Origin of the sequence: Geothrix rubra (assembly GCF_030268065.1) — a bacterium.
In the GTDB taxonomy this organism is placed as follows: domain Bacteria; phylum Acidobacteriota; class Holophagae; order Holophagales; family Holophagaceae; genus Geothrix; species Geothrix rubra.
Map to the genome: position 1 here is coordinate 233,981 of NZ_BSDD01000004.1, position 15,264 is coordinate 249,244.

At 71.8% G+C, this 15,264-nt stretch carries 16 protein-coding genes; 13 read left to right on the plus strand and 3 right to left on the minus strand.

Annotated features, from left to right (window positions below):
- Positions 1-183: 183 nt before the first annotated feature.
- Both QSJ33_RS11575 and dcuS read right to left on the minus strand, forming a co-directional pair.
- On the minus strand, positions 184-900 hold the full coding sequence (locus tag QSJ33_RS11575) for a response regulator (RefSeq protein ID WP_285726255.1): 717 nt from the start codon (positions 898-900) through the stop codon (positions 184-186).
- Complete coding sequence (dcuS, locus tag QSJ33_RS11580) at positions 897-2,480, minus strand: DcuS/MalK family sensor histidine kinase (protein ID WP_285726257.1); 1,584 nt, start codon at positions 2,478-2,480, stop codon at positions 897-899. The genes QSJ33_RS11575 and dcuS overlap by 4 nt, the downstream gene beginning before the upstream one ends.
- Before the next feature lie 131 nt (positions 2,481-2,611).
- Between dcuS and QSJ33_RS11585 the strand changes: the two genes are divergently transcribed.
- Positions 2,612-3,079 (plus strand): DUF6677 family protein, encoded by a 468-nt coding sequence (locus QSJ33_RS11585; RefSeq protein WP_285726260.1) that lies wholly within the window; start codon positions 2,612-2,614, stop codon positions 3,077-3,079.
- 48 nt (positions 3,080-3,127) lie between these two features.
- A complete protein-coding gene (locus QSJ33_RS11590; protein ID WP_285726262.1) occupies positions 3,128-5,170 on the plus strand; it encodes a spermidine synthase in 2,043 nt (680 codons plus the stop codon).
- Between the two features lie 18 nt (positions 5,171-5,188).
- Here QSJ33_RS11590 and prfB read toward each other — a convergent pair whose 3' ends face one another.
- A complete protein-coding gene (prfB, locus tag QSJ33_RS11595) occupies positions 5,189-6,295 on the minus strand; it encodes a peptide chain release factor 2 (protein WP_285726264.1) in 1,107 nt (368 codons plus the stop codon).
- 94 nt (positions 6,296-6,389) lie between these two features.
- Between prfB and QSJ33_RS11600 the strand changes: the two genes are divergently transcribed.
- From QSJ33_RS11600 to QSJ33_RS11650, 11 genes are all read left to right on the plus strand, one after another.
- A complete protein-coding gene (locus tag QSJ33_RS11600; protein WP_285726267.1) occupies positions 6,390-7,403 on the plus strand; it encodes an alpha/beta hydrolase in 1,014 nt (337 codons plus the stop codon).
- On the plus strand, positions 7,400-8,329 hold the full coding sequence (bamD, locus tag QSJ33_RS11605; protein WP_285726269.1) for an outer membrane protein assembly factor BamD: 930 nt from the start codon (positions 7,400-7,402) through the stop codon (positions 8,327-8,329). Before QSJ33_RS11600 ends, bamD begins: the two co-directional genes overlap by 4 nt.
- An 81-nt stretch (positions 8,330-8,410) precedes the next feature.
- Positions 8,411-9,502, plus strand: a complete 1,092-nt coding sequence (locus tag QSJ33_RS11610; RefSeq protein WP_285726270.1) for a hypothetical protein — start codon at positions 8,411-8,413, stop codon at positions 9,500-9,502.
- A gap of 35 nt (positions 9,503-9,537) precedes the next feature.
- Positions 9,538-10,527 (plus strand): aldo/keto reductase, encoded by a 990-nt coding sequence (locus tag QSJ33_RS11615; RefSeq protein ID WP_285726272.1) that lies wholly within the window; start codon positions 9,538-9,540, stop codon positions 10,525-10,527.
- Complete coding sequence (locus tag QSJ33_RS11620) at positions 10,524-11,087, plus strand: thiamine phosphate synthase (RefSeq protein WP_285726275.1); 564 nt, start codon at positions 10,524-10,526, stop codon at positions 11,085-11,087. Before QSJ33_RS11615 ends, QSJ33_RS11620 begins: the two co-directional genes overlap by 4 nt.
- A 46-nt stretch (positions 11,088-11,133) precedes the next feature.
- Entirely contained in the window at positions 11,134-11,397 is a 264-nt protein-coding gene (locus QSJ33_RS11625) for a hypothetical protein (protein WP_285726277.1), read from the plus strand.
- A gap of 2 nt (positions 11,398-11,399) precedes the next feature.
- Positions 11,400-12,578: a 23S rRNA (adenine(2503)-C(2))-methyltransferase RlmN gene (rlmN, locus tag QSJ33_RS11630; protein ID WP_285726279.1), complete on the plus strand. Its 1,179-nt coding sequence runs from the start codon at positions 11,400-11,402 to the stop codon at positions 12,576-12,578.
- Positions 12,579-12,618: 40 nt separating this feature from the next.
- Entirely contained in the window at positions 12,619-13,221 is a 603-nt protein-coding gene (locus tag QSJ33_RS11635) for an exopolysaccharide biosynthesis protein (protein WP_285726281.1), read from the plus strand.
- The gene (gene trmD, locus QSJ33_RS11640) at positions 13,221-14,027 is read left to right on the plus strand and encodes a tRNA (guanosine(37)-N1)-methyltransferase TrmD (protein ID WP_285726283.1); all 807 of its coding nucleotides are present in this window, start codon (positions 13,221-13,223) and stop codon (positions 14,025-14,027) included. Before QSJ33_RS11635 ends, trmD begins: the two co-directional genes overlap by 1 nt.
- A gap of 110 nt (positions 14,028-14,137) precedes the next feature.
- Positions 14,138-14,494, plus strand: coding sequence for a 50S ribosomal protein L19 (gene rplS / locus QSJ33_RS11645; RefSeq protein ID WP_285726287.1), 357 nt, complete (start codon positions 14,138-14,140; stop codon positions 14,492-14,494).
- 224 nt (positions 14,495-14,718) lie between these two features.
- A complete protein-coding gene (locus QSJ33_RS11650; RefSeq protein WP_285726289.1) occupies positions 14,719-15,261 on the plus strand; it encodes an outer membrane protein in 543 nt (180 codons plus the stop codon).
- Positions 15,262-15,264 lie beyond the last annotated feature (3 nt).

The window sequence follows — 15,264 nt, forward strand, 5'->3', positions numbered from 1 at the left end:
TGAGGCCGGATGCGGAGGCGGTGGGAAAGAGGACCGGGTCGCGGGACGTGCCGGGCGGGCAACCACACGACCACCAGGTGGTTTTCCAGATTCTCGGCCGCCCGGCCGGAGGCGGGGCGTTCTGGAAGTTGATTCCGGGATCTGAAACTTTTGAAAGCGGACCCCGTCCGTTCGCCCGGAGGTTCAGAGGTACCGCTGGACCTCGCGCAGGTAGCCCTTCTGGAGCAGGAAGCGGTGGACCGGCCGCCCGCCGGTGCCGTACCCGGGTTCCATGCGAAGCACCTTGAGCTCGCAGAGGAACTCGCAGTACTTCCGGACGGACACCCGCGAGAGGCCCACCTGCTGGCCGATGGCCTCGCTGGTGAACCAGGGGGTCGCCTCCGGCCAGGCGGTGATGGCCTGCAGCACCTTGTCCAGGGTGTTCCGGTCCAGCCCCTTGGGCAGGCCCTCCGCCTTCCGGCCCTCAGTGGGACGGCGGGCCAGGCGCCGGTCGAGCTCGGCCTGGTCGAGGGCCTCCCCGCGCCGGATCATGTGCCGGGTCTCGCGGTAGTGCTCCAGCGCCTGCTTGAGCCGCTCGAACTCGAAGGGCTTGATGAGGTAGTCCATGGCCCCCAGCTTCAGGGCCCGGTCGAGGGTGGCGGTGTCCCGGGCGGCCGTCACGAAGATCACGTCCACCTCCAGGGCCTGCCGGCGGATCTCGGCCATGAGCTCGATCCCGCTCTGGCCGGGCATGAAGATGTCCAGCAGCAGGAGGTCCACCGGCCGCGACTGGAGCAGCGCCAGGGCCTCGGAGGCGCCCCGCACGGAGGCCACCAGCTCGAAGCCCGCCACCCGGCTCAGGTACATGCGGTTGAGTTCGGCCACCATGGGATCGTCTTCCACCAGCAGCACGCGGATCATGGCGCCTCCCCGGGAAGCAGGGTGAGCGAGGCGGAGAAGACGGCGCCCCCCGCCTCCCCGTTCCGGCCCTCGAGACGGCCGCCCCGCGCCTCGACTGTGCGGGCGGCCTGCCAGAGCCCCAGGCCGCGGTTCTCGCCCTTCGTGGAGTAGCCCCGCGCGAAGGCCCCCGCCAGGATCTCCCCGGGCAGCCCCGGCCCGCTGTCCGCCACGGCCAGGTGCAGCCGGGCGCCCTCGGGATGCAGGGCCACCCGGATCTCCCGCTGGGGCCCGGTCCCGATCGCCTCCACCGCGTTCTCCAGCAGGTTCCCCAGGACCGTGACGAGGTCGTGGGCCACCGCGTCGTCGGGGAGGGGGGGCAGCGAGGCCTCGGGATCCAGCTGCATGAGGATGTCCTGCTCCCGGGCGGAGGCGAACCGGGCCAGCAGGAAGCCCGCGACGACCGGATCCTTGATCCGCTGCACCACGAAGCCCACCTCGTCGTCCAGCCGCCCCACCACCCCGGCGATGAAGGTCTTGAGCCGTTCGTACTCCTCCAGCCGCACGAGCCCGAGGATCACATGCAGCTTGTTCATGAACTCGTGGGTCTGGGCCCGGAGGGCATCGGCGTAGAACCGGACTCCCGTGAGCTGTTCCGCCAGCCGGTTCATCTCCGTCTTGTCCCGGAAGGTGGCCAGGGCCCCGGCCATGCGGCCCTCGACCAGCACGGGGACCCGGTTGGTCAGGATGGGCAGGCCCAGGATGTCGCCCTCCTGGTCGTACTCCGCCTGCCCCGTCTCCACGATGGTCCGGAGGCGCGAGCTGGGCAGCACCTCCTCCACCGGGCGGCCCACCAGCTCGCCGTGGCTTCCCGCCCGGGCGAACAGCCGCTGGGCCTCCTCGTTGACGATGGTGACCCGGAGCTCCCGGTCCACCCCGAGGATGCCCTCCCGCACGGAATCCAGCATGGCGTTGCGCTGCTGGAGCAGGGTGGCGATCTCCTGGGGTTCCATGCCCAGGAGGATCTTCTTCACCCGCCCGCCCAGGTACATGGCCCCCAGGATGCCGGCCCCGAAGCCGATGAGGCCCCCCAGGGCGATGCGCTTCCGCACGCTGACGATCGTGCGGTCCACCCCCGACTGCAGGATTCCCACGGCCACCGCCCCCACCTGCCGGTCGCCGTCCCGCACGGGCGTGAAGGCCCGCATGGACAGCCCGAGGGTGCCCTTGGCCGCCGACAGGTAGGACCGGCCGCGGTACACGTCGGCATCGTCGCCCCCGGCGAACCGCTCGCCGAGCTGCGCGGGATTGGGATGCGAGAGGCGCCGCCCCTGCATGTCCACCACCACCACGTAGTCCACGCCGGATTCCTGCCGGATCCGCTCCGCGTAGGCCTGGACCTCGGCCGGGAGGCGCCGCCCCGCCAGCCCCTCGCGCACCACCTCGGCCTCGGCCGTGATCCGGGAGAGCAGGGCCACCTTCCCGCCCAGGGCCTCCCGGGTCTGGCGGGCCATGCGCCAGTCCACCATGACGCCCGTGACGAGCAGGGCCAGCCCCAGGATCAGCGACACCAGGATCGTGATCCGGGTCCTGAGCTGAAGCACGGGGCGCATCCTGGGCATGGTAGGGACCATCGTAGGGCGGACGGCCCGGGAAAGGCGAGGCCGGCGGGTCGGGCCCGGTTCTCGGGTAATCTAGGCCCATGGCCGACGAGAAGCCCCTTCCGAAGCTCCCCATGCCCCTGCGCAGGCAGAAGGCCCTGAAGGCCGCCTGGAAGCCCCTGCTCCTTCAATGGCTGGTGCCCGGAGCCGGCTACTGGATGATCGGCCAGAAGGGCCGGGCCAGGGTCTTCTTCGGCGTGTGGGTGCTGTTCTGCCTCCTGGGGGCGCTGCAGCTCCAGTTCGGGGCCGTGCATGGCATCAAGGGGGGCGTCTACGTCCCCACGCCCGGCGCCTGGCTGCCCACCCTCGGGGCGCTGGCCACGACCGGCATCGGCCCCGTGTACGGCGCCTTCGCCTGGGCCTTCGGGGGCGCCGGCACGGAACCCGTCCGCACCCTCACCCAGGAATACGGCGCCAGCTACGTGATGGTGGCCGGTCTTCTCAACTGGCTCTGCTGCTTCGACCTCTGGGACCGCGTGACGGGCCGCTGGGTCTTCCGCCTCCCGAAAGACGAGCAGGAGCAGGCCGCCAGGGGCGAGTAGCCCTCCCGCCATCCATGCGACAGTAGGGGCCGACACCCCGGAGTTGCCATGGATTCCCGGCCCGAGGCTTCCCCCGAGGTCTCGCTGCGTCTCCCCGCCCTGACCATCTTCCTCAGCGCCTTCCTGCTCTTCGAGGTGCAGCCGCTGGTGGGGAAGCTGGTGCTGCCCTGGTTCGGCGGCAGCGCCGGGGTGTGGACCATCTGCCTGCTCTTCTTCCAGCTCCTGCTCCTGGGCGGATACCTCTACGCGCACACCCTCGTCCGGCACCTGTCGCACCGCCGGCAGGTGCTGGTGCACGGGACGCTCCTCCTGCTGGCGGCCGCCTGCCTTCCCCTGCGCCTGCACCCGGGCTTCCGGCCCACGGGTTCGGAGCAGCCCCTCGGCCACCTGCTGGGCCTGCTGGCGGTGACGGTGGGCCTGCCCTATTTCCTGCTCGCCACCACGGGGCCCCTGGTGCAGGCCTGGGTGGCGCGCCAGGGCCAGGTGCCCTACCGCCTCTTCGCCCTGTCCAACCTGGCCTCCATGCTGGCGCTGCTCGCCTATCCCGTGGCCGTGGAGCCCTTCCTCCCCCTGCGGGTCCAGGCCTGGACCTGGTCCCTCGGCTTCCTGGCCTTCGCCGCCCTGGTGTTCGCGTTGGCGCGGAGGAACGCCCGGACCCTGGTCCGGGACCACGTCGAGGTCCCGCCCCCGGCCCCCGCGGCGGGACGGCAGCTGTCCTGGATCCTCCTCGCGGCCCTCCCCTCCGTGCTGCTCATGGCCGTCACCAGCCACCTCAGCACCAACGTGGCCCCCATCCCGTTCCTCTGGGTGGTGCCCCTGGCCCTCTACCTGCTGAGCTTCATCCTCTGCTTCGACAGCGAGCGCTGGTACCGCCGCGGGCTGTTCCTCTCCCTGCTGCCCCTCTGCCTGGCGGGCATGGCCCTCCTGCTGCTCCCGGATTTCCGCCGGGGGGCGGTGCGCTGGCAGGTGCTGGCCTTCAACGCGGGCCTCTTCGTCGCCTGCATGACGGCCCACGGCGAACTGGCGCGCCTGAAGCCCCACCCGCGCCACCTCACGGGCTTCTACCTCCGCCTGAGCCTCGGCGGCGCGCTGGGCGGCCTGTTCGTGGCCGTCGCAGCCCCGCACCTCTTCCGGAGCTACCTCGAGCTCCCCCTCGCGCTGGCGGCCTTCGCCCTCCTGGCCCTGGTCTCCGTCATCCGGGACCGCCGGGGGATGAAGCCCTGGCCCTGGCGGGTCGCGGTGTTCGGATTCGGCCTCCTCACAGGGGGCCTCCTGGGCCACACGATCCTCACCGACCTCGCCGAGCAGCGCGAGGCCGTGGACCGGGGCCGCAACTTCTACGGGGCCCTGCGGGTGTTCGACGACCGGGCCCACACCTGGCGGTCCCTGGCCCACGGCACCATCCTCCACGGCGCCCAGTTCCTGGATCCGGCCCGGGCGCGGCTCCCCCTCACCTACTACAGCCCCGACTCCGGCGTGGGGCTCGCCATCGCCAGCCTCCCCCCGCGGCCGAGGCGGCTCGGCGTGGTGGGGCTGGGCGCGGGCAGCCTCGCGGTCTACGGGCGGCCCGGCGATCTGGTGCGGTTCTACGAGATCAACCCCCTGGTCGAGACCTTCGCCCGCCGGGACTTCACCTTCCTCCGGGACTGCCCGGGCCGGGTGGAGGTGGTCCTGGGCGACGCGCGCCTGAGCCTCGACCGGGAGCCCCCCGAGGCCTACGACCTGCTGGCCATCGACGCCTTCTCCAGCGACGCCATCCCCGTGCACCTGCTCACGCGGGAGGCCTTCGCCCTCTACCTGCGCCACCTGGCCCCCGGGGGCTTCCTCGCCGTGCACATCTCCAACCGCTACCTGGACCTGAAGCCGGTGGTACAGGCCGCCGCCCTGCGGTACGGGTTGGCGACCCGCCTGGTGGATACCGATGGCGACGACGAGGACGGCATCTACGGCTCCACCTGGATCGTGCTCGCCCGCTCGGAAGCGGCGTTCGCCACCGCCCCCTTCACCGGAAGCGAGGACGCGGACCCCCTGCGGGTCGAACCGCTGGTCTGGCGGGACGACTTCAGCAACCTGTTCCGGATCCTGAAGTGAGCCTTCCTTCCCGCCGGATCAGCCCTCGGCCTTGAGGCTCTTGGCCAGCAGCTGGGCGCGGATGAAACCGTCGAGATCCCCGTCCAGCACCTTCTGGGTCTGGCTGGTCTCCTCGCCGGTGCGATGGTCCTTCACCATCTGGTAGGGCTGGAGGACGTAGCTGCGGATCTGGCTGCCCCAGGCCACGTCGGCCTTGTCGCCGCTGGCGGCGGCCACCTTCTCCTGGAACTTCCGCTGCTCCAGCTCGTAGAGGCGGGCCTGGAGCACCTTCATGGCGGTCGCGCGGTTCTTGATCTGGCTCCGCTCGTTCTGGCAGCTCACCACGATGCCCGTGGGCAGGTGGGTGAAGCGCACTGCGGACTCGGTGCGGTTCACGTGCTGGCCGCCGGCGCCGCTGGCGCGGAACACGTCGATCTTCAGGTCCTTCTCGGGGATGTCCACGTTGATGGTGTCGTCCAGCTCGGGGCTCACGTACACGGCGGCGAAGCTGGTGTGGCGCCGCTTGGCCGCGTCGAAGGGGCTGATGCGCACCAGGCGGTGGACGCCCGCCTCGGCGCGGAGGTAGCCGTAGGAGAAGGGGGCGTCGACGATGAAGGTGGCGCCCTTGATGCCGGCCTCCTCCCCATCCTGGTAGTCGATCATCTCCGTGGCCCAGCCCTTGGATTCGCAGAAGCGCAGGTACATGCGCAGCAGCATGGCGGCCCAGTCCTGGCTCTCCGTGCCGCCGGCCCCGGGGGCGATGGCCACGATGGCGTGGCTGCCGTCCAGCTCGCCGCTGAGCATCATGCGCAGCTCGGCGTCCTCCACGGCCTTGCGGAGGTCCGTCTCGACGGTCCCGGCCTCCAGCAACATGTCCCCGTCCTCGCGGGCCAGCTCCAGGGCCGTCTCCAGGTCCTCGATGCCCCCGGTGAGCTTCCGGGCCAGGGCGATGTCGCCGCCCAGGGACCCCCGCTTCTGGAGCAGGGGCTTCGCGGCCTCGGGATCGTCCCAGAAGCCGGGCACCGTGGTGCGCTCCTCGATCTGCTCCAGCTCCAGGGCCTTCCGTTCGGGATCCAGATGGGCGACGAGCTGGCGGACCCGGGGCTCCAGCTCGTTCTTGGCCCGCACCAGGGTCTCGAAGTCCATCGTCCGCCTCTCCGTCCCCCGCCGCGGGGGAACCCTCCACTTTAAACCAACGTGGGACATGGCGCCCCCACGGTATTCTGGGGGGATGCCAGAGTTGATCCCCGTCCTGCCCGCCGATCTGGAGCCCACCGCCCGTGGGGTCCTGACCGGCCATGGCGGCACGCCCCTGGCCTGGGCCCGCTGGGAGCACCCCGAACCCCGGGGACGCGTGGTCATCTCCCACGGCTACGGCGAGCACGGGGAGCGCTACCGCCACACGGCCCACTGGCTGCACCACCTGGGCTGGGCGGTCTCGAGCATGGACCACCGAGGCTTCGGCCGCTCCGGCGGCATCCGCGGCGATGCGGTGGGCATCCGGGCCTTCGTGGACGACCTCGCCCTCTTCCTCCGCCAGGAGCGGCGCTACGACGCCGACCGCACCGGGGCCAGGCCCCGGGTCGTGGACGGGGTGCCCATGCCCCCCCTGCCGGTCTGCCCCCAGGTGGTGCTCGGCCACAGCTTCGGCGGCCTGGTGGCGCTCCTCACCCTGCTCTGGCATGCGGACACGCTCGACGGCCTCATCCTCTCCAGCCCCAGCGTGGCGGTGCGCGCCAACACCCGCGCCCTGGTGATCCTCTCCCGGATCCTCCGCCTGCTCGCCCCCCACCGGCCCATCCAGCTCCACGGCGACAAGGGCCAGGTCTGCTCGGATCCCGTGCTGGTGCAGCGCTACGAGGCAGATCCCCTCTGCCACCGCCTGGCCACGGCCGCCTTCGGGGCCGCCCTGGAGGAGGGCCGGGCCGAGATCCTCCCCCTGGGCCAGGAGCTCGACCGCCCCATCCTGCTGCTGGAGTCCGGATCGGACACGGTGGTGGACCCCGACGGCTCGGAGGCCCTCTGGTCCGCCGTCCGGCCGGACCTGCTGGAACGGCACCGCCTGCCCGGGATCTACCACGAAGTCTTCCATGATCGCCACCGCTCCCGGGCCCAGGCCCTGGCCGAACCCTGGCTGGAGCACCTGCGGGAGGCCTGGAACCCTTCGGCCCGTCCCGCCATGCCTCAAGGGACCGGGGCCGCCGCCCCGCCCGCCCCCGAAATCCTGAACCCGCTGTCTCCGGAGTCCGCATGAAGCGCACCGTCGCCCTCCTGGCCCTCGCCGCCGCCCTGGCGGGCCTGGGGATGGGTTGCCGCAAGCCCAAGACCGCCGGCAAGGGGGTCACCGCCGCGGAACTCCTCGCCACCTCGGACCGGCTCATGAAGCAGGGCAAGTACGACGAGGCCCGGCGCAGCCTGCGCGTCCTCGAGGAGAACCTCCCGGGTTCCGCCGAGTTCCCCCGGGCCAAGATCATGCTGGGCGACAGCTACTTCTTCCAGGGCAGTCCCAGCTACCCCGAGGCCGAGGTCGAGTACCAGAGCTTCCTGAACTACTTCCCCCGCAGCGACATGCGGGACTATGCCCTCTACCACAAGGCCCTCTGCCACTTCTCCGCCATCGAGAGCGCCGAGCGCGACCAGGCCGAGACCCGGAAGGCCCTGGCCTCCTTCCAGCAGCTGCTGGCGGAATCCCCGGGCAGCCCCTACGCCACCGAGGCCAAGGCCAAGATCGTCCAGTGCTGGCGCCGCATCGCCGAACACGAGCTCCAGGTGGGCATCTTCTACGTGAACATCTTCGACTATCCCGCCGCCGAGCGACGGCTGAAGGACCTCCTGGTGACCTACCCCGACTACGTGGACCGGGAGCGGGCCTACTACTACCTGGGCGAGGCCCTGCGCCAGCGGACCCTCACCACCGAAGAGGTCACCCAGTTCAACAAGGACTACCTGGCCAAGCTGCAGAAGGAGGCCTTCACCGACCTGACGCCGGACCAGGGGAAGGAATACGGCAAGGCGTTCCAGGCCTTCCTCAAGGAGCGCATCGACGGGTTCCGCGCCGAGGCGAAGGACTACTACCAGAAGCTGGTGGAGAGCTATCCCAAATCCGAGTGGGCCTCCCGCGCCTCCGACCGCCTCGTGGCCATGGGCAGCGCCGGCGTGAAGGAGTCCCTGGACAGCTAGGGCCCAAGGGTCTGGCTCCGGGGGGCCGAGCGAGGCCTGCCCATCGGCTATACTGGCCGGAAATTCCCAACAGGATCCGCCATGGCCTCCCTCCCCCGGCTTGCGCCCGTCGTCCTCCTCCTGGCCAGCTTCGCCTGCGGCGGAGGCGGTTCCAAGTCCTCCGCCACCGACGGCCTCCACCTCAACCAGACGGGCACCCGGATGGCGACGGAGGATGGCTTCCAGTTCTCCGCCACGGACGATGGGGGCCACGCGGTCTCCGTCGTCTGGACCGTGGTGGAGGGCGGCGCCGGGGGATCCATCGATGCCCAGGGGTACTACACCGCCCCGGCCGCGCCCGGCACCTTCCATGTGATGGCGAGCCGGGGCGGCGTCTCGGTCACCGCCACTGTCCAGGTGGTCCCGGGGTCCCCCGAGATCTTCGTCAATCCCGGTGGCTCCCCGCGCCTGGCCACGGGCGGTTCCCAGCTGTTCCGGGCCCTCTTCAACGACCTCGGCAACCATGCGGTGGCCTGGAGCCTGAGCGGCGGCGGCCAGCTCGACCCCGATGGGTTCTTCACGGCCCCTGCGACCCCCGGGACCTGCACGCTCACAGCCACCAGCCTCGCGGACCCCACCCTCCAGAAGACCCTCCAGATCGTGGTGGAGGCCCCAAGTCAGCCCTACTTCGTCATGCTCTGGGGGGTGGCACGCTTCCCCGCCGGCACCACCCAATTCTTCGACCAGGGCCTTGGTGGCATCTCCGATACCCGCATCGCCTGGAGCCTCTCCGGCGGCGGCAGCGTGAACCCGGATGGCGTGGTCACCCTCCCGGACCAGCCCGGCACGATCCAGCTGCAGATGCGCAGCGTGGGGTCCCCCACCGTGATCCAGACTGTCCCCATCGAGGTCACGGCCGCCACGGACCCCGTGAAGGCCACAGTCCTGATCAGCCCAGCCACCGCCCAGGTCACCCCCGGGGGGACCCTCGCCTTCACCGCTACCGTGGGTGGCCTGCCGCCCCGTCAGCGCCCCGTGCAGTGGTGGCTCCTGGAGGGACGCGGCACCGGCGGCATCCTGACGAGTGATGGCCACTACACGGCCCCCACGACGCCCGGGACCTACCACGTGGTGGTGACCCCCCTCGCGGAACAGCGCATCCGCGCCGTGGCCACGGTGGTGGTGGGGCCCTGACCCAGCCCTGCCAGACTGGGGGGCGGAGGTTCCCCATGGCGCCCAGCACCCTCGGCCTCGGCACCTACCTCGGCGAGCCCACGCCGGCCGCCGATGCGGGTTATGTGGCCGCGGCCCGGGCCTTCCACGCGGCGGGGGGCACCGTGTTCGACACGGCCGCCAACTACCGGATGGGGCGCTCGGAACGGGCCCTCGGCGAGGCCTTCCGGGGCCTGCCCCAGGGAACCTGCTTCGTGTCGACCAAGGCCGGCTACCTGCCCATGGGCGACGGGGTCACGCCGGAGCGCCCGGGGGACTGGTTCCAGCGGGTCCTGGCGGGCCCCGGGATCCTCTCCGCGGACGAGGTGGTCGACGGCTGCCACGCCCTCACGCCCCGCTACCTGGCCCACCAGCTGGAGGTGAGCCGCGCGGCCCTGGGCGTGGACACCCTCGACCTCTTCCACCTGCACAACCCCGAGCAGCAGCTGCCCCACCTCGGGCCCGACCGCTTCTACGGGATGATCCGGGAGGCCTTCGAGGCCTGCGAGGGCTTCGTCCGCGCGGGGAGGATCCGGGCCTACGGCACCGCCACCTGGAACGGGTTCAGGGTGCCGGCCAGCCGCCCGGACCACCTGAGCCTGGAGCGGCTGTGGGCCGCCGCCGAGGCCGCCGGCGGCCGGGACCACCACTTCCGGTGGATCCAGCTGCCCCTGAACCTGGCCCTGCCCGAGGCCTTCCTGGCCCCGACCCAGACCCTCGGCGGCGAGGCCCTGACCCCCCTCCGCGCCGCCCAGGCCCTGGGGCTCTCCGTGCAGGTCTCCGCCTCCCTCATGCAGGCCCGCATCCTGGCCCAGCTGCCCGCGGACCTGGTGGCGGCCCTCGGCGCCCGCACCCCCGCCCAGGCGGCCCTGCAGTTCGCGCGGTCCTGCCCGGGGGTGACCACCGCCCTCTGTGGCATGGGCCGGCCCGAGCACGTGGCGGAGAACGCGGCCGTGCTGGCCCTCCCGAAGGCCGACCCCGCCCTGCTGGAAGGCCTCTTCGCATGATCCTGCTGGCCATCACGCCGGGCCAGGGCTTCGCGCCGGACCGCTGGCGCCCCGTCCTCCGCTCGGGCATCGACGCCCTCCTCCTCCGCGAGAAGGCCCTGGAGGCCCGGGCCCTGCTCGAGGCCGCCCGCTGGTGCCGCGACACGGCCCCCGAGGTGGAGATCTGGGTGGGGGGCCGGCTGGACGTGGCCCTCGCGGCGGGTTGCGGCCTCCATGCGCCCGAGGACCATCCCCCCGTCGATCCCGGCCTCCTGCCCCTGTCGCGCCCCCTGCACGACGAAGGCCAGTGGGAAGACCGGCGCGGCGGCGCCCAGCTGCTGGCCTCCCCCATCCTGCCCAGCCCCGGCAAGGGCGCGCCCTGGGGCCTTCCCCGCTTCCACCAGTTCCTGGACGCCCTGCCCGCGGAGGGCCCGCGGATCCTCGCCCTGGGCGGCGTGACGCCCGGGGACGCCCCGGCCCTGCGGCATCCCCGGCTGGATGGCCTGGCCGCCCTCCGCCCCTTCTGGACCGGCGATCCGATCGCGGCCGTGGCCGGATTCCGGACGGCCTGGGACCGCTGAGGGAGCGCCCCCGGCCCGCTGCTACCATGGGGGCCCGGAGGCCCCCATGGAACTGCCCGAGCGCCTGCATCACCTGGTGAGCGAGCTGGGGGATTCCCTCGTGAAGGCCCTCGCGGAAGACGACCACTGCCGGAGCCTGGCCTTCCAGATCCAGGCCGAGGGCTATGGGCTGGTCCTCATCCTCGAGGCGGCCCCCATCCGGCTCCGCCCCGATCGCCTCGAGGACGGCTCCGAGGGACCGGAACCGCCCCTCCCCTTCTCCGAGGCGGACAAGCGCCTCATGAAATCCTTCAAGATCCGGATGGACTAGGCTTGGCCGCCGCCTGGGACCGGCCCGCACCGGAAGCGGCGCCCCTGGGCCGGATCAATGCCGCGGGTCTGGATCTGGCCGGACTCCAGCGGCTGCTGGGCGGGCTCGGCGAGCCCGCCTGGCGGGGCGCGCAGCTCTTCGAGGGCCTCTACCGGCACCGCTGGACGGACTGGGCGCAGTTCACGATGCTGTCGAAGGCCCTGCGGACCCGGCTCGACGCCGAGGTGGACCTCCGCTGGCCGGGGATCCTCCAGAGCCAGGCCTCGGAGGACGGCGCCACCAAGCACGTCTTCCAGCTTGCGGACGGCCGGCAGGTGGAGGGCGTCCACATGCCGTACGAGGGCCGGGTGACGTTGTGCCTCTCCAGCCAGGTGGGCTGCGCCATGGGGTGCACCTTCTGCGCCACGGGGCAGATGGGCATCCTCCGCAACCTCGCGGCCGCCGAGATCGTGGGGCAGGTGGTGGCCATGCTGAACCACCACGGCCATCCCGAGGGCGTGCCGGTCAGCCCGCAGCAGGAGGCGGGGGCCCACCGTGCGGAGCACGGCCCCGAAGGGGCGGGGACCACGAAGGTCCCCGTGAACCTGGTGTTCATGGGCATGGGCGAGCCCCTCCACAACCTGGACCACCTCATGGCCGCCTTCGCCCTCCTCACGGATCCCAAGGGCCTGGCCATCCCGCCCCGGCGCATCACCGTCTCCACCTCGGGCCTCGTGAGCGGCATCGAGCGGCTGGGGGCGTTCGCGAAACGCCCGCGCCTGGCCCTCAGCCTCAACGCCACCACCGACGAGCACCGGTCGCGCATCATGCCCGTGAACCGCGTCTGGAACCTGGAGGCCCTGGCCTCGGCCCTGGGCCGCTTCCCCCTCCAGTCCGGTGAGCGGATCACCCTGGAGTACGTCCTGCTCAAGGGCGTCACCGACAGCCTGGAGGACGGACGGCGCCTGGCCGCCTTCGCCCGGCGGTTCCCCAGCAAGGTCAACCTCATCCCCTTCAATCCCCACGAGGGCAGCGGCTTCGAGCCCCCGGACGAGGCCCGGGTGGGCGCCCTCTGCCGCCTGCTGGTGGACGCCGGCCTGGCGGTGAGCGTGCGGCGCAGCCGGGGCCAGGACGTGGCGGGCGCCTGCGGCCAGCTGGTCCGGGACCTCCGCCGGGGACCCCTGCCCGCCAAAGGTGATTGACGCCCGAGGACCGGGGCCCGATTTCCGTCATCCTGGTGCCGTGCCCTCCCGACCCAAGCCCTTCTTCGAGACCCTCTACGCCCTGCTGGACGCGGAAGGCGCCGTCACCCTCGGAGCGCTGCTGGATGCCGCGGGCGAGCAGACCTACGGCCTGCTGGTCCTCCTCCTGTCCCTGCCCAGCCTGATCCCGGGCGTGAACCTGGGCATGGCTCCCGTGGGCGGCCTCGGCATCCTGGCCATGGGGCTCCAGCTGGCCTGGGGGGTGCCCCATCCCTGGGTGCCCCGCCGGGTGCAGGCCCAGCCCATCCACAAGGGCCACATCAAGAAGGCCCTGGCCCGCTTCGAGACCCAGCTGGACCGGCTCCGGTGGCCGGGTTCCGTACAGCGCCCCCTGAACCGCCGCTGGGTGGGCCTCGTGACGGCCTGGACGGGCTTCCTCCTGGCCATTCCCGTCCCCCTGCCCTTCGGCAACGTGCTCCCCGCCGCCATCCTCTGCCTGCTGGGCGCCGCCCTCCTGGAGGAGCGCCCCCTCTGGGCCTGGGTGGCCACCGCGGCGGCCCTGGCCAACACCCTCTACTTCGCCTCCAGCTTCGGCCTCATCGCCCGGGGCACCCTGAAGGCCATCCACGCGATCATGCAGTGATGCGATTCGACGCGCTGACCCTCTTCCCCGAATTCTTCGAGGCCGCCCGCCTCGGGATCACGGGCCGCGCCTTCCGGGACCTGGGCCACGCCCTGCACACCCACAGCTACCGGCCCTTCGCCGGGAACGCCTTCGGCCACGTGGACGACGCCCCCTTCGGCGGGGGCCCGGGCATGGTGCTGCGACCCGAGGTGCTGCGGGACACCCTGGCCGCCGTGCCCCGCTCGGGCCTCGGCCGCGTCGTCCATTTCAGCCCCGCGGCCCCGCCCCTCACCCACGCCAAGGTGCTGGAGCTGGCCCGCCTGGACCAGCTGATCCTCGTCTGCACCCGCTACGAGGGCCTGGACCAGCGGGCCGTGGATCGCTGCGTGGACGAGGAGCTGAGCGTGGGGGAGGCGGTCCTGAGCGGGGGGGAGCTGCCGGCCCTGGTCCTCATCGACGCCGTCTGCCGCTGGCTCCCCGGCGTGCTGGGCAACGAGGCCAGCGCCGAGGAGGACAGCTTCGCCACGGGCCTCCTGGACCACCCCCACTACACCCGGCCGGCGGTCTTCGAGGGCCTGGAGGTCCCGGCGGTGCTCCAGGGGGGCGATCACGGCGCCATCCGCCTCTGGCGCCTGCGGGAGGCCATGGCCCGGACGAAGCGCCTGCGCCCCGACCTCTGGGCCGCCTACCTCCGGGACCGCCTCCCCGCCCTGGACCGGCCCGCCCAGTGGGCCGCCTGGCAGGTGGAGCACCCGGCCGACGGGGACCGCCCCAAGCCCAAGGGGTGGAAGGGGTGGCGCCCGGGGGCCGGGCCCGCCGACTGAACCCTTCCCTTTTCCCGTCCTTCCGCTAGACTGGGGGACTCCCCATTCCGGGGACCATCGAGCCATGTCCGCCTGAACCAAGGCTTGGGACCGCTGGCCCAGGAGCCCACATGAGCCACATCATCGACCGTCTGGAAGCGGGCCTGCAGCGCTCGGACCTTCCCCGCATCACCCCCGGCGACACCGTCAAGGTGCACGTGAAGGTGAAGGAAGGCGAGAAGGAGCGCATCCAGCTCTTCCAGGGCATCGTCATCGGCATCCGCGGCGGCGGCATGCGCACCTCCTTCACCGTCCGCAAGATCGCGAGCGGCGTGGGCGTGGAGCGCATCTTCCCCCTGCACAGCCCCACCATCGACAAGCTGGAAGTGGTCCGCCACGGCCAGGTCCGCCGCGCCAAGCTCTACTTCCTCCGGGAGAAGCTGGGCAAGGCCGGTCGCCTCAAGGAGCGCCGCGAGAACGCGGAGTAGGCCTTTCCGCCTCCGAAGCAGGGCGCCCGGTGGGCGCCCTGCTTCTGTACGGGCCCCATGCCGTGTTGCAACGCGCAACTTAACTCGCAGTTAGACAGCCAGATGGGAGCCAGAGGAAACCCGGTTCCATGACATTTCCGCGACACCCGATCCGCACGGTGCGGCAGAATCGGTCCCGGCGCGAAAGATCCGCGCACTGCGGATCGGTGCCCATCGGAGGATGCATGCAGAGCCTTTCCCGCTTCGCCCTGGCCAGCCTGGCCGTCGCCGCCCTGGCGGCCCCCCTGAAGGCCGAGGAACCCCGTTTCGGCGTGCAGGGCATGGTGAACGCCCCCCTGGGCGACCTGAAGGATTTCGTCGACAGCAAGCCCGGCCTCGGCGTGGGCGTCCACGGCACCTTCGACCTCGGCGCCGGCAACATGATCCGCCCCCGCCTGGACTTCAACTACTTCCCCGAGGCCACGCTGTCGGGCATCAAGAACAACGCCACCAACTTCGGCCTCGGCGCGGACTACCTCTTCTTCATCGCCGGCAAGCCCGAGGGCTTCTACCTCACGGGCGGCCTCTCCGCCGTGCGCTGGTCCTTCTCCTCGGAGGCCCCGGGCTACGGCAAGATCAGCACGGACACCACCAAGCTGGGCGTCGCCGTCGGCGCCGGGTACCAGTGGAACGCCACCGTGGGCACCGAGCTCCGCTACACCTACAGCAAGATCGACTCGAACTTCAACGCCGACGCCCTCCAGGCCGGCGTGACGATTCGATTCTAGACA

Bases quoted from the DNA above. Each gene is read 5' to 3' on its own strand.
- QSJ33_RS11575 (WP_285726255.1), bottom strand. From the start codon at position 900: ATGATCCGCGTGCTGCTGGTGGAAGACGATCCCATGGTGGCCGAACTC.
- QSJ33_RS11585 (WP_285726260.1), top strand. From the start codon at position 2,612: ATGCCCCTGCGCAGGCAGAAGGCCCTGAAGGCCGCCTGGAAGCCCCTG.
- QSJ33_RS11590 (WP_285726262.1), top strand. From the start codon at position 3,128: ATGGATTCCCGGCCCGAGGCTTCCCCCGAGGTCTCGCTGCGTCTCCCC.
- prfB (WP_285726264.1), bottom strand. From the start codon at position 6,295: ATGGACTTCGAGACCCTGGTGCGGGCCAAGAACGAGCTGGAGCCCCGG.
- bamD (WP_285726269.1), top strand. From the start codon at position 7,400: ATGAAGCGCACCGTCGCCCTCCTGGCCCTCGCCGCCGCCCTGGCGGGC.
- QSJ33_RS11610 (WP_285726270.1), top strand. From the start codon at position 8,411: ATGGCCTCCCTCCCCCGGCTTGCGCCCGTCGTCCTCCTCCTGGCCAGC.
- QSJ33_RS11615 (WP_285726272.1), top strand. From the start codon at position 9,538: ATGGCGCCCAGCACCCTCGGCCTCGGCACCTACCTCGGCGAGCCCACG.
- QSJ33_RS11620 (WP_285726275.1), top strand. From the start codon at position 10,524: ATGATCCTGCTGGCCATCACGCCGGGCCAGGGCTTCGCGCCGGACCGC.
- QSJ33_RS11625 (WP_285726277.1), top strand. From the start codon at position 11,134: ATGGAACTGCCCGAGCGCCTGCATCACCTGGTGAGCGAGCTGGGGGAT.
- trmD (WP_285726283.1), top strand. From the start codon at position 13,221: ATGCGATTCGACGCGCTGACCCTCTTCCCCGAATTCTTCGAGGCCGCC.
- rplS (WP_285726287.1), top strand. From the start codon at position 14,138: ATGAGCCACATCATCGACCGTCTGGAAGCGGGCCTGCAGCGCTCGGAC.
- QSJ33_RS11650 (WP_285726289.1), top strand. From the start codon at position 14,719: ATGCAGAGCCTTTCCCGCTTCGCCCTGGCCAGCCTGGCCGTCGCCGCC.